Here is a 12840-nt window from a genome sequence, read left to right as displayed (position 1 = left end):
CGCGATCGGTACAGCGGGCTATTTCAGTTCACGGTCCCTCTGTTAGGATCGAGCCGGTGATTGGGAGATCGCAATGCGCAAAGAGTTGTTGTTCGCCGCCCTGTTGGTTGCCACCTCTCCGGCCGTGGCCGCCGATGCCGATAACGGCAAGGCGATCTTCGGGCGATGCGCCATCTGCCACACCGTGGCGAAGGGCGGCGGCAACGGGCTGGGGCCGAACCTGTTCGGCGTGGTCGGTCGCAAAGCGGCGTCGCTGCCGAATTTCAGCTATTCCTCCGCGCTGCGCGGCGCCGGCATCACCTGGACCGACGCCAAGCTGACGGCCTGGATCGCCAGCCCGGCCAAGCTCGTGCCCGGCACCCGCATGGTGTTCGGCGGGATCTCCAATCCGGCGCAAGTGGCGGACGTCGTCGCCTATCTGGGCACGCTCAAATGACGCCTCCGGTTCCGGGAAGGTTCGCCGCTTATGCGGCGGAATGACGCGGCTTGGCACAAAATGCTGCGCTGCAACCAATTAATCCGAGGGATTGCCTGCCCTTGTTTCCCCAAAGAAACCGGAATGACGGTTCGTTGACACAGGGATGGCGCCGGTCCTAGTTTTTGCGCCGCAAAAAGAGGGGCGGGACCCAAAAATCGCGGCGCATGCCTCGCGCCTAAGAGCTAAACCAACCGCCACCGTTCAGGGATTTTCGAACTCATGAAAGTGCTGGTGCCCGTCAAGCGGGTGATCGACTACAACGTCAAGGTTCGCGTGAAGGCGGACCAGTCCGGCGTGGACCTCGCCAACGTCAAAATGTCCATGAACCCGTTCGACGAGATCTGCGTCGAAGAAGCGGTGCGCCTGAAGGAAAAGGGCAAGGCGACGGAAGTCATCGCCGTTTCCATCGGGCCGCAGCAGGCCTCCGAGACCATCCGCACCGCGCTCGCCATGGGCGCCGACCGCGGGATTCTGGTGAAGACCGACCAGGAGGTCGAGCCGCTGGCGGTCGCCAAAATCCTGAAAGCGATCTGCGAGATCGAGAAGCCTTCGCTGGTCATCACGGGCAAGCAGGCAATCGACGACGACAGCAACCAGACCGGCCAGATGCTGGCGGCGCTCCTGGGCTGGGCCCAGGGCACCTTCGCCCATAAACTCGAACTGGACGCCGAGAGCGCCAAGATCGAACGCGAGATCGACGGCGGCCTTCAGACCGTGGAGGTCAAGCTGCCGGCGGTGATGACCGTCGACCTGCGCCTCAACGAGCCGCGCTACGCCTCGCTGCCCAACATCATGAAGGCGAAGAAGAAGCCGATCGAGGAGAAGTCGCCGGCCGATTACGGCGTCGACATCGCGCCGAAGCTGAAGGTGCTGAAGGTCACCGAGCCGCCCAAGCGCCAGGCCGGCATCAAGGTGAAGACCGTCGCCGAGCTGCTCGACAAGCTCAAGAACGAAGCGGGAGTGATCTGACCATGACCTCTCTCGTGATCGCCGAACACGACAACAAATCCCTCAAGGAAGCGACCGCCAAGGTCGTGAACGCCGCGGCACAGCTCGGCGCGCCGGTGCATGTGCTGGTCGCCGGCTCCGACGCGGCGGGCGTGGCCGAAGCGGCCGCCAAGCTCGCGGGCGTGGAGACGGTGATCCTCGCCGACGATCCGCTCTATGCCAAGATGGTCGCCGAGACGATGGAGACGCTGATCCTCTCCCTCGCCGACAAGTACGATGCGATCCTCGCGCCCGCCACGACCAATGGCAAGAACTACCTGCCGCGCGTCGCCGCCAAGCTCGACGTCGCGCAGATCAGCGAGATCATCAAAGTCGTCAGCCCGGACACGTTCGAGCGCCCGATCTATGCCGGCAACGCCATCGCCACCGTGCAGGCCGGCGCCGGCAAGAAGGTCATCACCGTACGCACCACCACCTTCAAGGTCGTGGGCGAGGGCGGTTCGGCTGCGGTCGAGAAGATCGGCGCGGCCGCCGATCCGGGCCTGTCGAAATTCGTCGGCGAGGAGCTGTCCAAGTCGGAACGCCCCGAACTGACCTCGGCCAAGATCGTGATCTCGGGCGGGCGCGGCATGCAGTCGGGCGACAATTTCCACCTGCTCGACAAGATCGCCGACAAGCTGCACGCCGCGGTCGGCGCCAGCCGCGCCGCGGTCGATGCCGGCTTCGTGCCCAACGACTACCAGGTCGGACAGACCGGCAAGGTCGTGGCGCCGGACCTTTACATCGCGGTCGGCATCTCGGGCGCGATCCAGCATCTCGCCGGCATGAAGGACTCCAAGGTCATCGCCGCCATCAACAAGGACGAGGAAGCGCCGATCTTCCAGGTCGCCGATTACGGCCTCGTCGCGGACCTGTTCAAGGCAATCCCCGAAATGGACGAAGAGCTCACCAAGCTTGGCTACTAGGCCAACGAGGACAGAAGCACATGGTTATTGAACGCATCGGCGTTATCGGCGCGGGCCAGATGGGCAACGGCATCGCCCATGTCCTGTCGCTGGCCGGTTACGACGTGGTGCTCGACGACGTCAACAAGGACCAGCTCGGCAAGGCGCTGGAGCGCATCACCAAGAACATGCACCGCCAGGCGGCGCGCGGCCTGATCAAGGAAGACCAGATCGAGCCGGCGCTGAAACGCATCCGCACGACCACCGCGCTGGACGACCTGAAGGACCGCGACCTCGTCATCGAGGCGGCGACCGAGGACGAAGCGGTCAAGAAGAAGATCTTCCAGGACCTGACGCCGCGCCTGAACGACAAGGCGCTGATCGCGACCAACACCTCGTCGATTTCCGTCACCCGGCTCGCGACCGCGACCGACCGGCCGGAGCGCTTCATCGGCATCCATTTCATGAACCCCGTGCCGATGATGCAGCTCGTGGAAGTCATCCGCGGCATCGCGACCGACGATCCGACCTTCCAGGCGGCGCTGGAGATCGTGCGGCGGGTCGGCAAGACGGCGGCCTATGCCGAGGACTTCCCGGCCTTCATCGTCAACCGCATCCTGCAGCCGATGATCAACGAGGCGGTCTATACGCTGTACGAGGGCGTCGGGAACGTCGAGGCGATCGACACCGCGATGCGGCTGGGCGCCAACCATCCGATGGGCCCGCTGCAACTCGCAGATTTCATCGGGCTCGATACCTGCCTGTCGATCATGCAGGTGCTGTATGAGGGCCTGGCGGATTCGAAATACCGCCCCTGTCCGCTGCTGGTGAAATATGTCGAGGCCGGCTGGCTGGGGCAGAAGACCGGCCGCGGCTTCTACGACTATCGCGGCGACCATCCGGTCCCGACGCGGTAGCTAACCCAGAAACCGTTCCAGGACGTTGCGGGCGATGCGCGTGACGAAGGGGTCGCGCGCGGCCAGGCCGTACGCCCATTCGGTCGTGCCGGCGTTGAACACCTCGCCCTCGCCGCGCTTGAACGAAGCCATCACCGCATGGCCGCGCGACACCCGCGCCTGCATTGCCAGGCTCGCGTCGCCATAGGCGATGCGCGCGACGACGTCCATCTGCTCCGGCGGGATCAGGGGGCGATAGGGATTGTCCGGACTCTCCGCGAACACGGCGGGCACGAAGGCCACGATCTCCAGAGCGTCGGGCACGCCGGCGCCGCCGTCGGGCGCCGGCAGGCCGTCGGCGCCGAAGCGGATCGGGCAGCCGTCGTTTTCATAGCCGATCAGGGGCACGTCCGCGCCGATCACGTCGCCGTAGAAGAGGTCGGTCCCCTTCAGCGCCCAATGGCCGTCGCGATAGATCGTGTAGCCGCCCTGGCCGCGTGCCGCGCAAAGGCCGAGGCGGTGATAGCCGCCATAGAGGAAGCTGAGACCGGTGATCGCCGCTTCCGGCGCGCCGAACATCGGATGCGACCACAGATGGGTCTTGTCGGCATCCGCGACGGCTTCGCCTTCGCCCTTCCATTTGCGGCAGACCAGCGTCCTGCCCTCGTCCTCCCAGCGCACCTTCCAGAACGCCGTGTTGCCGGAGAAGATCGCGAGCCTTCCGCCGCGATCGACGAATGCCTCGAACGCGGCGCGTTCGGCACCGGACCAGTACTCGCTGTGCCCGACGAGCACCGCGACGTCATAGCCGTCCAGCGCCGCCGGATCGCGGTCGAGATCGTGGTCGGTGAGATAGTCGAAGGCGAAATTCTCCTCGCCCTCCGCCCAGCGCACGAAGGCGTGCTCCCATTTGTTGAGATAGCCGGCCGAGCCGTCATAGGGCGACTGGCGATGCGCCCGCGACCAGCCGGGATCGGCGCTTGCCCAGGTCCGTTCCTGAAAGCCGCGCGGGCGCAGATTGACGAGGCGCGGCATGTCCGGCGGCGGGGCCAGAAGCAGCGGCGGGAAGGGGCGCTGGGTCGAGAGCACGCCGATCGCGCCTTCCATCGCCTCGGCCAGCGACTTTTCCCGCCGCATCAGGGATTCGACATGGCAATAGGCCGAGGCGCCGCCCCAATAATTGTAGGCGTGCAGCGTGTTGGTCGCGAGGACCAGAACCATGCGCGCCGTGTCCGCGCCCGCGCGCACGCAGACGAAGTGGTGTGCCTCCTCCGCGCCTTGAGTCAGTAGGATGTCGTAATAGCCGGATCGCCAATCGGCGCCGGTTTCGACACGCAGCAGAGGCGGCCAGCGGCAGCCCTTTTGGTCCGCGTCGCCCGGAACGGGATGGCTGCCGATGGCGATGCCTTCGCGGACGAGCATGATGTCTCGAACGGCGCCGACACGCGCGATCTCCAGACGGCAGGGGCCGGCATCGGCGCTGGCATGGATGACGAAGCCGTCGCCGGCCGCGACGCTCAACACATCGGTATAGAGAGCAAGCATGAACGAACTCCGGACGCATTTGCGATCCTGACCCGGCCGGGCAGGAACGCCAATCCCCGATCTTCCTTCCGGGTGATTCTGCCGCTAGCCTCGACGCCATGAGAACCTATCGCGTCGGCGTCATCGGTCTGGGCCAGCGGATCGCGCATGTGCTGCGCGCCATGGAAGAGGTCGGCTGGAAACTGGATGTCGCGGGCTATGCCGACCCCCGGCCGGTCGGCTTGCCGATCCTGGCGGAGCGCGACATCGCGCCGGGCAACGCCTATGCGAGCACGGCCGCGCTGCTGAAGGACGGGCCGTTCGATCTCGTCATGATCGGCTCGCCCAATCACCTGCATTACGAGCATCTGCTGGCGGCGTTCGAGGCGGGCTATCCCATCTTCGCCGAAAAGCCGATCGTGCGCACGGAAGAGGAAACCTTCGCGCTGGCGCGGCACCTCGCTGACAAGAGCACGCCGCCGCTGTTCATCGGCCTCGTCATGCGCTCCATGCCGATCGTGCGCGAGACCGTCGCGCGCGTCGATTCCGGCGAGATCGGCGAGCTCGTCTCGATGGACGCGACCGAACACCTGCCGCCGGAGCATGGCGGCTATCTGGCGCGCAACTGGCGGCGCAAACAGGAATGGGGCGGCTCCTATTACCTCGACAAGGTGTGCCACGATTTCGATATCTTCGGCCGGCTGGCGCGGGCGCGGCCGGCGCGCGTCGCGAGCTTCGGCGGCAGGAAAATCTTTCGCTCCGATCGCGAGAACGCCCCGCGGACCTATTCCGACGGCTCGCCCGCCTATGCGATGCGCGATGCCGGCTGGGCGGGCGCCAACGACGCGTTCCATTCCGACATGGACGTGACCGATCACCAGACGGCGATCGTCGAGTATGAGAGCGGCTTCCAGCTCTCCTTCCATTCCAACAGCCATGTCAGCCTGGGCGAGCGGCGCTGGTACATCGCGGGCACCGAGGGCACGCTGCTGGCCGATCTGGTGCGCAACAAGCTGATGGTGCGCCGCGCGATGGACAAGGGCAAACCCGAGCGCATCGACTATGCCAACCGCACCGACGACAACCACAACGGCGCCGACCAGGCGATGGCGAAGGACCTTCTGGCGACGCTCGAGACCGGGGCGACGTTTCCCGTGACGCCCTATGAATCGATGGAAGCGGGCCTGACGGTCATGGCCATCGACCGCGCGATGGCCGAGCGCCGCATCGTCGACTGCGCGCCGCTCTGGGCCGGCTACGACGCGGCGCGAAATCATGCTATAAAAGAGGCATGAAACAGGACGCGCATTTAGCCGCCGCGGAAGACTGGAAGGTCCTCTATCAAGAGGCGTTCCGGCTTTATCGCGGCCTGTGTCTCTGGAATTTGCGCGAACTTGCCGATCCGACGCCCGGCGCGGCGCTCTCGGCGGCGCGCCAGCTGCGCTACGAGGGCGATATGGCAGCGCGCTGGCTCGCCGAACGCATCGAGCGCGCCATACATGCCGCTTAGCCCCTTTCAATCGAAATTGCTTCGCCTTCTCGCGTAAAATCGCAATCCGGAGAGCAGCGTTGCTGGGGCGACGCCCCTCAGCCGCATCGGGCCGCGATATTCGATGGATATCGATATCTTTCACGACAACGACCAGGCTCTGGTCCGGGCCGCGCTGGCCGACGCGGTGCTGCTTGAAGGCGCCGGTTACGAAGTCCGGTGGGTGCGGAGAGACCCCGGCATCTGGACCGCGATCGTCCGCGACGACGCGAACGAAACCAGCTCGAATGGGTCCATGACAGCGATTTCCGTTTCTTTCCCGTGATGCAGGACGAGGAGCTTGGCTTCGCGCTTCATCCGGTGGGCATCGCAACTAACAAAGTGTTGGCCGCGGCCGGCCGCCGCGAGCCCCGCGATCTCGTCGATCTCGTCCACATCCATGACGAAATATTGCCCTTGGGCGCCGCGATATGGGCGGCGGTGGCGAAGGATCCCGGCTGGAGTCCCGAGTCGCTGATCGCACAGATCAGGCGCAACGGCCGCTATCGGGATGACGATCTCCAAGGCCTCGACATGGAGCAACCCATTTCGGCCGCCAAGCTTTCCAGGCGTGTTCGCGCCGCACTCGATGAAGCTGAGGCGTTTGTCCTCCAGATGCCGTCCGAAAAGGCCGGCCTCGTATTTGTGGATGAGGGTCGCGCGGTTCAGCCCGACCCGAAGCAACTGGACCGCTACACGACACATGCGGGCAGTCGTGGCGGACATTGGCCGTCCACCGGCGAAGTCGAACCGGCAATGCGTACGAGGCGGCCGAAGAACGCCTAGCTGTGCGTGGCGGTCTCGGCCAGCGTGCGGAAATAGCCGATCGCGTCCTGCGAATCCCAGGCCGCCGGGCCGATGGCGCGGCCGATCTCGTGGCCTTGCGGATCGATCAGGACGGTCAGGGGCAGGCCGAAGGCGCCGAAGGCCCTGAGCAGCGCGAGGTTGGAATCGACATAGGTGTCGAGCGCCTTGGCGCCGTGCGCGTCGAGGAAGGTCCGCGCATCGGCCGCCGTGCCGCGGCCGACATCGACCGCCACGACGTCGAACCGGTTGGAGGACACCGCGGATTTGAGCTTCGCCAGTGCCGGCAGCTCGCGCACGCAGGGCGCGCACCAGGTCGCCCAGAGATTGAGCAGCACATATTTGCCCTTGAACGAGGCCAGGGTCCGGCGGGTGCCGCTGCTGTTGACGATCGCGACCTGGGGCACCGGCGCGGGTGCCTTTGCCGCCGCAAAGGGGGCCAGGGAGGCCGGCGGGCCCGCCTGTTGTTGGACAGCGCCGCCCCGCATCTCATATAGAACAGCAGCCGCGGCCAGGACCGCGATCACCGCGGCGATTACGATGTAATGTGTGCGGGATAGCGTCACGGGCATCTCATGGCTCAGAACAAAATGTGGGGCGGCCGGTTCGAGGGCGGCCCCGCATCGATCATGGAGGTCATAACGCCCTCCATCGATTTCGACAAACGGATGGCGGTCCAGGACATCGCCGGGAGCCGGGCGCATGCCCGCATGTTGGCGGTGCAACAGATCATCGGCCATGCCGATTGCGAGGCGATCCTTCACGGGCTGGACACGATCGAAAAGGAGATCGCGGCGGGGACCTTCGTCTTCAGCCGCACGCTCGAGGACATCCATCTCAACATCGAATCGCGGCTCAAGGAGCTGATCGGCGACGCGGCGGGGCGGCTGCACACCGCGCGCTCGCGCAACGACCAGGTGGTGACGGATTTCCGGCTGTGGGTGCGCGAGGCCTGCGCCCGCGTCGATGCCGGCCTCGATGGGCTGCAGCGCGCGCTGTTCGCGCAGGCCGAAACGAATTACGCCACCATCATGCCGGGCTATACGCATATGCAGCCGGCCCAGCCGGTGACCTTCGGGCATCATTGCCTCGCCTATGTCGAGATGCTCGCGCGCGACCGCGCGCGCTTCGCCGATTGTTCCAAGCGGCTGAACGAGAGCCCGCTCGGCGCCGCGGCGCTGGCCGGCACGCCCTATCCGATCGATCGCGATGTGACGGCCAAGGCGCTCGGCTTCCTGCGGCCGATGCGCAATTCGCTGGACGCGGTGTCGGCGCGCGATTTCGCGCTGGAATATCTCGCGGCGGCGACCATCGCGGCGACGCATCTGTCGCGGCTGGCGGGCGAGATCGTGCAATGGTCGACGCCGGCCTTCGGCTTCGTGCGGCTGTCGGACGCGTTCACCACCGGCTCCTCCATCATGCCGCAGAAGAGAAATCCCGATGCGGCCGAGCTGATCCGCGGCAAGACCGGGCGCGTGCTGGGCGATTTCGTGGCGCTGGCGACGGTGGTGAAGGGCCTGGCGCTGGCCTATGGCAGCGACCTGCAGGAAGACAAGGAACGGGTGTTCGACGCCGCCGACACGGTCGAGGTCTGTCTCGCCGCGATGGCCGGGATGATCGCCGACATGACGGTGAACCCGGAGGCGATGCGGGCGGCGGCCGAGGCCGGCTATCCCACCGCGACCGATCTCGCCGACTGGATCGTCCGTACGCTGAAGAAACCGTTCCGCGAGGCGCACCACATCGCGGGCGCCATCGTGCGGCGCGCCGAGGAACTGGACCTGCCGCTCGAGAAGCTGCCGCTGGAAGAGATGCGGGCGGCCGAGCCGGGGATCACGCAAGAGGTGTTCGCGGTGCTGTCGCTGGAGGCGTCGGTCAAGGCGCGCATGAGCTATGGCGGCACCGCGCCCGACCGGGTGCGCGAGCAGCTCTTCTTCTGGCGGGAGAAGATGAAGTGAAGGCCAGGCTCGTCCCCGCCATCCTGCTGGCGCTCTGCGTCGCCGGGTGCGGCGTGAAGAACGATCTCGTCATGCCGGACGGCAAGCCGACGCCGAAGGGGCAGAAGGATCCCTCCAAGCCGCCGACGACGCAGCAGCAGGGCTTATGAATCATTTCGGCTATAGCGGCGGCGTTCTCCGTGCCGAAGACGTCGATCTGACCGTGCTGGCCGAGCAGATCGGCACGCCGTTCTACTGCTATTCGAGCGCGACGCTGGAGCGGCACTATCGCGTGTTCGCCGACGCGGTCCCGAAAGGCTCGCTGGTCGCGTTCTCGGTCAAGGCGCTCGGCAATGTCGCGGTCTTGAAGACGCTGGCGAGGCTCGGCGCGGGCGCCGACGTGGTCTCGGGCGGCGAGCTCAAGAAGGCGCTGCGGGCCGGGATTCCCGGCGACCGCATCGTGTTCTCCGGCGTCGGCAAGACCAGGATCGAAATGGCGCTCGGCCTCGATGCCGGGATCTATCAGTTCAACGTCGAAAGCGAGCCCGAATTGCTGGCGCTGAGCGAGGTGGCGAGCTCGCTGGGCAGGACGGCCGCGATCACCATCCGCGTCAATCCCGATGTCGATGCCAGGACGCATGCCAAGATCACCACCGGCACGGCCGAGACCAAGTTCGGCATTCCGTGGTCGCGGGCGCGCGAGGCCTACCGGCTTGCGGCGTCGCTGAGCGGCATCGCCGTCGTCGGGATCGACGTCCATATCGGCAGCCAGATCGTGGAGCTGGAGCCGTTCGCGCAGGCGTTCCAAAAGGTCGTGGATCTGGCCGCGCTGCTGCGCGCCGACGGCCACACGATCTCCCGCCTCGACCTCGGCGGCGGGCTGGGCGTGCCTTACGTGACCGACAACGCGCCGCCGCCGGACCCGTCGGCCTATGGGGCGCTGGCGACCCGGATCACGAAGGACCTCGGCTGCCGGCTCATCCTGGAGCCGGGGCGGCTGATCGCGGCCAATGCCGGAATCCTGGTGACGCGGGTGCTGTACATCAAAAAGGGCGAGGCCAAGACCTTCGCCATCGTCGATGCGGGGATGAACGACCTGATCCGCCCGGCGCTCTACGAATCCCATCACGAGATCGTGCGCGTCAAGGAGCCCGGCGCGCGGACGCCGCGCCGGCGCTATGACGTGGTCGGCCCGGTCTGCGAAACCTCGGATATTTTCGCCGCCGACCGGGAGATGCCGGAACTCGAAGCCGGGGACCTGGTGGCGATCCTCTCCGCCGGCGCCTATGGCGCGGTGATGGCTTCGGCTTACAATGCCCGCCCGCCCGCGCCGGAAGTGCTCGTCAAGGACGAGCGATGGAGCGTGGTCAGGCCAAGAATGGACGATGACGCGTTATTCGGATCCGAAAGAATTCCGGACTGGCTTGAGGGCTGATCGCTATATCCTGTGGTCGCGGGCGGCGCTGGCCTTCGAGCGCGTCTGGCCGGCGCTGTGGCCGGCGAGCGGCATCGCGGGCCTGTTCGCCGCGGCGGCCCTGTTCGACCTGTTCGCTCCGCTGCCCTGGACGGTCCATGCCCTGATCCTGGCGGCCGCCCTGACGGCGACGGGACTGGCGCTCTATTTCGGGTTCCGCGACCTCACCCTGCCGGGCTGGCTCGAAGGGGCGCGCCGGCTGGAGCGGTCCAGCGGCCTTGCCCACCGGCCGATCTCGGAAGCCGGCGACCGGCTCGCCATCGGCGGCGGCGACGCGCTGGCGGAGGAATTGTGGGCGCTTCACCTGCGCCGCAAGCTTATGGGCATCGGCAGGCTCTCGGTGGCCTGGCCGTCGCCGGGACTGCCGAAGCGCGATCCGCGCGCGCTGCGTTTCGTCGTGCTGCTGCTGCTGGCGGCGGGACTGGCGGTCGCCGGAGCGGATTCGGCGCGACGGCTATGGGCCGGGTTCAACGACGAGAACGGGGCGGCCAGCGCCACGCTCGATGCCTGGATCGATCCGCCGGCCTATACCGGCCAGCCGCCGGTCTATCTCGCCAAGGGCATGACGCTCGCCGTGCCGGCGGGATCGGTGCTCCATCTGCGCGTCCATGGCGCGGGCCATGCGCCGGGCCTCGCCTTCGACTCGGACAGCGGCGGCGGCGCCGGCTTTGCCGGCGGGCGGGGCGAATATGCCGCGAGCGCGCGCATCCTGGCGGATGCGCATGTGCGGGTGAGAAGCTCGGGCCGCGCCATCGGCGACTGGTCGTTCACCGCGATCCCGGACCATGTGCCGACCATCGCCTTCGCCGGACCGCCGGGCAAGACGGAGCACCAGGTCCTCAAACTCGCCTATCGCGCGAGCGACGATTACGGCGTGACGGCGGTGCGCGCGGTCCTCACGCCGCACAAGCGGCACGGCAAGGCGCTGGTCCTCGACCTGTCGCTGCCGGCGTCGGCGAAGTCGGTCAACGAGACCTCGTTCCAGGACCTGACGGCGCATCCCTATGCCGGGCTCGACGTCGACATCGTGCTGCAGGCGGTGGACGGCGCGGGCCAGACGGCGTCGACCAAGCCGGTGACCTATCGCCTGCCGGCGCGGGTGTTCACCAATCCGCTGGCGCGCGCGCTGATCGAGCAGCGGCAGAATCTGGCGACCAGCACGACGCCGCAGGACCGTAACCGCGTGGTGAAGATGCTCGACGCGCTCACCATCGCGCCGCAGATTTTCTACGCCAATCAATCGGGCGTCTACACCGCGATCCGCGCGGCGCGCTGGGGCCTTGTCCATGCCGCCCATGCCGAAGAGGTCGATCATGTCGAGAACCTCCTGTGGCAGATCGCGGCCGGACTCGAGCGCGGCGGCATGCTGTCGGCGGCGGAAGACCTCAGGCGCTTGCAGGCGATGCTGGCGCAGGCGCTGGCCCAGGGCGCGCCGCAGGACGTGATCGACGAGCTTCTGCAACGCTACAACGAGGCGATGCAGCGCTACATGCAGGCGCTGGCGGCCAATCCGCAGGCCGACGCCGGACCACCCCCGCCGGGCACCCAGACGCTGAGCGAGCAGGATCTGCAGACCCTGCTCAAGACGATCCAGCAGCTCGCGCAGAGCGGCGCGCGCGGCCAGGCGCAGCAGATGCTGGCATTGCTGCAGAACCTGCTCGAGAACCTGCGGCTCTCCAACGGTGCGGGCAGCGGCAACGGCCCGCAATCGCCGCAGAACAAGGCATTGTCGGATGCCATTCGCGGACTTGGCGACCTGATGGGCCGGCAGCGCTCGCTGCTCGACAAGACCTTCAAGGGCCGCCAGGGCGAGCATGTCGATCCCAAGGCGCTGCAGCAGGAACAGGGCGACATCAGAAAGCAACTCGGCGACATCATGAATTCGCTGAACGGCCAGAAGATCCCGGCACCGGGCGATCTGGGCCGCGCCGGCAATTCGATGGGCCAGTCGGGCCAGGAGCTGGGCTCGCAGGATTTCAACGGCTCCAGCCTCGACCAGAAGAACGCGCTGGACGCGCTGCGCAGCGCCGCCGGCGAGCTGACGAACCGGCTCTTGAAGGAAATGGGGCAGGACCAGCGGAACGGCGCCAATGCCGACCCGCTCGGCCGCGCCGGCAACGGCACCTCGTTCGGCAACGACGTGAAGGTGCCGAGCGCCTCGGAGCTGCAGCGCGCCCGCGACATCCTGATGGAATTGCGCCGCCGGGCCGCCGAGCGCGGCAGGCCGCAGCAGGAGCTGGATTACATCGACCGGCTGCTGAAGGAGTTTTGATTTTCCTCCCCCGCGTTTGCGGGGGAGGTGCCGAA

General features: G+C 66.9%; 14 protein-coding genes. 12 read left to right on the top strand and 2 right to left on the bottom strand.

Features of this window, described 5'->3' with window-relative positions:
• The first annotated feature begins 73 nt into the window (after nucleotides 1-73).
• The 4 genes from WDN01_18120 (at nucleotide 74) to WDN01_18105 (ending at nucleotide 3287) form a co-directional block, all read left to right on the top strand.
• The gene (locus WDN01_18120) at nucleotides 74-436 is read left to right on the top strand and encodes a c-type cytochrome (GenBank protein MEJ0027946.1); all 363 of its coding nucleotides are present in this window, start codon (nucleotides 74-76) and stop codon (nucleotides 434-436) included.
• A 261-nt stretch (nucleotides 437-697) separates the two neighbouring features.
• Nucleotides 698-1447, top strand: a complete 750-nt coding sequence (locus WDN01_18115) for an electron transfer flavoprotein subunit beta/FixA family protein (protein MEJ0027945.1) — start codon at nucleotides 698-700, stop codon at nucleotides 1445-1447.
• A gap of 2 nt (nucleotides 1448-1449) precedes the next feature.
• Nucleotides 1450-2391, top strand: a complete 942-nt coding sequence (locus WDN01_18110) for an FAD-binding protein (GenBank protein MEJ0027944.1) — start codon at nucleotides 1450-1452, stop codon at nucleotides 2389-2391.
• 20 nt (nucleotides 2392-2411) lie between these two features.
• Nucleotides 2412-3287 carry a 3-hydroxybutyryl-CoA dehydrogenase gene (locus tag WDN01_18105; protein MEJ0027943.1) on the top strand — a complete coding sequence of 292 codons (876 nt, stop codon included), beginning with the start codon at nucleotides 2412-2414 and terminating at the stop codon, nucleotides 3285-3287.
• Here the strand turns inward: WDN01_18105 and WDN01_18100 are convergent, their stop codons facing one another.
• Nucleotides 3288-4811 (bottom strand): N,N-dimethylformamidase beta subunit family domain-containing protein, encoded by a 1524-nt coding sequence (locus tag WDN01_18100; protein ID MEJ0027942.1) that lies wholly within the window; start codon nucleotides 4809-4811, stop codon nucleotides 3288-3290.
• 98 nt (nucleotides 4812-4909) lie between these two features.
• On the opposite strand from WDN01_18100, the gene WDN01_18095 reads away from it, so the two are divergent.
• The 4 genes from WDN01_18095 to WDN01_18080 all read left to right on the top strand — a co-directional run bounded on the left by WDN01_18095 (nucleotide 4910) and on the right by WDN01_18080 (nucleotide 7104).
• Nucleotides 4910-6085, top strand: coding sequence for a Gfo/Idh/MocA family oxidoreductase (locus WDN01_18095; protein ID MEJ0027941.1), 1176 nt, complete (start codon nucleotides 4910-4912; stop codon nucleotides 6083-6085).
• Nucleotides 6082-6300: a hypothetical protein gene (locus tag WDN01_18090; protein MEJ0027940.1), complete on the top strand. Its 219-nt coding sequence runs from the start codon at nucleotides 6082-6084 to the stop codon at nucleotides 6298-6300. The genes WDN01_18095 and WDN01_18090 overlap by 4 nt, the downstream gene beginning before the upstream one ends.
• Before the next feature lie 103 nt (nucleotides 6301-6403).
• Nucleotides 6404-6604 carry a hypothetical protein gene (locus WDN01_18085; protein ID MEJ0027939.1) on the top strand — a complete coding sequence of 67 codons (201 nt, stop codon included), beginning with the start codon at nucleotides 6404-6406 and terminating at the stop codon, nucleotides 6602-6604.
• Nucleotides 6601-7104, top strand: coding sequence for a hypothetical protein (locus tag WDN01_18080; protein ID MEJ0027938.1), 504 nt, complete (start codon nucleotides 6601-6603; stop codon nucleotides 7102-7104). The genes WDN01_18085 and WDN01_18080 overlap by 4 nt, the downstream gene beginning before the upstream one ends.
• Here the strand turns inward: WDN01_18080 and WDN01_18075 are convergent.
• Complete coding sequence (locus tag WDN01_18075) at nucleotides 7101-7529, bottom strand: TlpA disulfide reductase family protein (GenBank protein ID MEJ0027937.1); 429 nt, start codon at nucleotides 7527-7529, stop codon at nucleotides 7101-7103. The two genes, WDN01_18080 and WDN01_18075, sit on opposite strands and share 4 nt — an antisense overlap.
• Nucleotides 7530-7697: 168 nt before the next feature.
• Between WDN01_18075 and argH the strand changes: the two genes are divergently transcribed.
• From argH to WDN01_18055, 4 genes are read left to right on the top strand one after another with little or no spacing between them, the layout of a single operon-like run.
• Nucleotides 7698-9080: an argininosuccinate lyase gene (argH, locus tag WDN01_18070; protein ID MEJ0027936.1), complete on the top strand. Its 1383-nt coding sequence runs from the start codon at nucleotides 7698-7700 to the stop codon at nucleotides 9078-9080.
• Nucleotides 9077-9229, top strand: a complete 153-nt coding sequence (locus WDN01_18065; protein MEJ0027935.1) for a hypothetical protein — start codon at nucleotides 9077-9079, stop codon at nucleotides 9227-9229. Before argH ends, WDN01_18065 begins: the two co-directional genes overlap by 4 nt.
• A complete protein-coding gene (lysA, locus tag WDN01_18060) occupies nucleotides 9226-10494 on the top strand; it encodes a diaminopimelate decarboxylase (GenBank protein ID MEJ0027934.1) in 1269 nt (422 codons plus the stop codon). The genes WDN01_18065 and lysA overlap by 4 nt, the downstream gene beginning before the upstream one ends.
• A complete protein-coding gene (locus WDN01_18055; GenBank protein MEJ0027933.1) occupies nucleotides 10445-12805 on the top strand; it encodes a DUF4175 family protein in 2361 nt (786 codons plus the stop codon). Before lysA ends, WDN01_18055 begins: the two co-directional genes overlap by 50 nt.
• The last annotated feature ends 35 nt before the right edge of the window (nucleotides 12806-12840 follow it).

The sequence above is a fragment of the Rhizomicrobium sp. genome (assembly GCA_037200985.1).
In the GTDB taxonomy this organism is placed as follows: Bacteria; Pseudomonadota; Alphaproteobacteria; order Micropepsales; family Micropepsaceae; genus Rhizomicrobium.
Note: the sequence above shows the minus strand (reverse complement) of the source record. Positions and strands in the feature narration are given on the sequence as shown.

Bases quoted from the DNA above. Each gene is read 5' to 3' on its own strand.
- WDN01_18120 (MEJ0027946.1), top strand. From the start codon at position 74: ATGCGCAAAGAGTTGTTGTTCGCCGCCCTGTTGGTTGCCACCTCTCCG.
- WDN01_18115 (MEJ0027945.1), top strand. From the start codon at position 698: ATGAAAGTGCTGGTGCCCGTCAAGCGGGTGATCGACTACAACGTCAAG.
- WDN01_18110 (MEJ0027944.1), top strand. From the start codon at position 1,450: ATGACCTCTCTCGTGATCGCCGAACACGACAACAAATCCCTCAAGGAA.
- WDN01_18105 (MEJ0027943.1), top strand. From the start codon at position 2,412: ATGGTTATTGAACGCATCGGCGTTATCGGCGCGGGCCAGATGGGCAAC.
- WDN01_18100 (MEJ0027942.1), bottom strand. From the start codon at position 4,811: ATGCTTGCTCTCTATACCGATGTGTTGAGCGTCGCGGCCGGCGACGGC.
- WDN01_18095 (MEJ0027941.1), top strand. From the start codon at position 4,910: ATGAGAACCTATCGCGTCGGCGTCATCGGTCTGGGCCAGCGGATCGCG.
- WDN01_18090 (MEJ0027940.1), top strand. From the start codon at position 6,082: ATGAAACAGGACGCGCATTTAGCCGCCGCGGAAGACTGGAAGGTCCTC.
- WDN01_18085 (MEJ0027939.1), top strand. From the start codon at position 6,404: ATGGATATCGATATCTTTCACGACAACGACCAGGCTCTGGTCCGGGCC.
- argH (MEJ0027936.1), top strand. From the start codon at position 7,698: ATGGCTCAGAACAAAATGTGGGGCGGCCGGTTCGAGGGCGGCCCCGCA.
- lysA (MEJ0027934.1), top strand. From the start codon at position 9,226: ATGAATCATTTCGGCTATAGCGGCGGCGTTCTCCGTGCCGAAGACGTC.
- WDN01_18055 (MEJ0027933.1), top strand. From the start codon at position 10,445: ATGACGCGTTATTCGGATCCGAAAGAATTCCGGACTGGCTTGAGGGCT.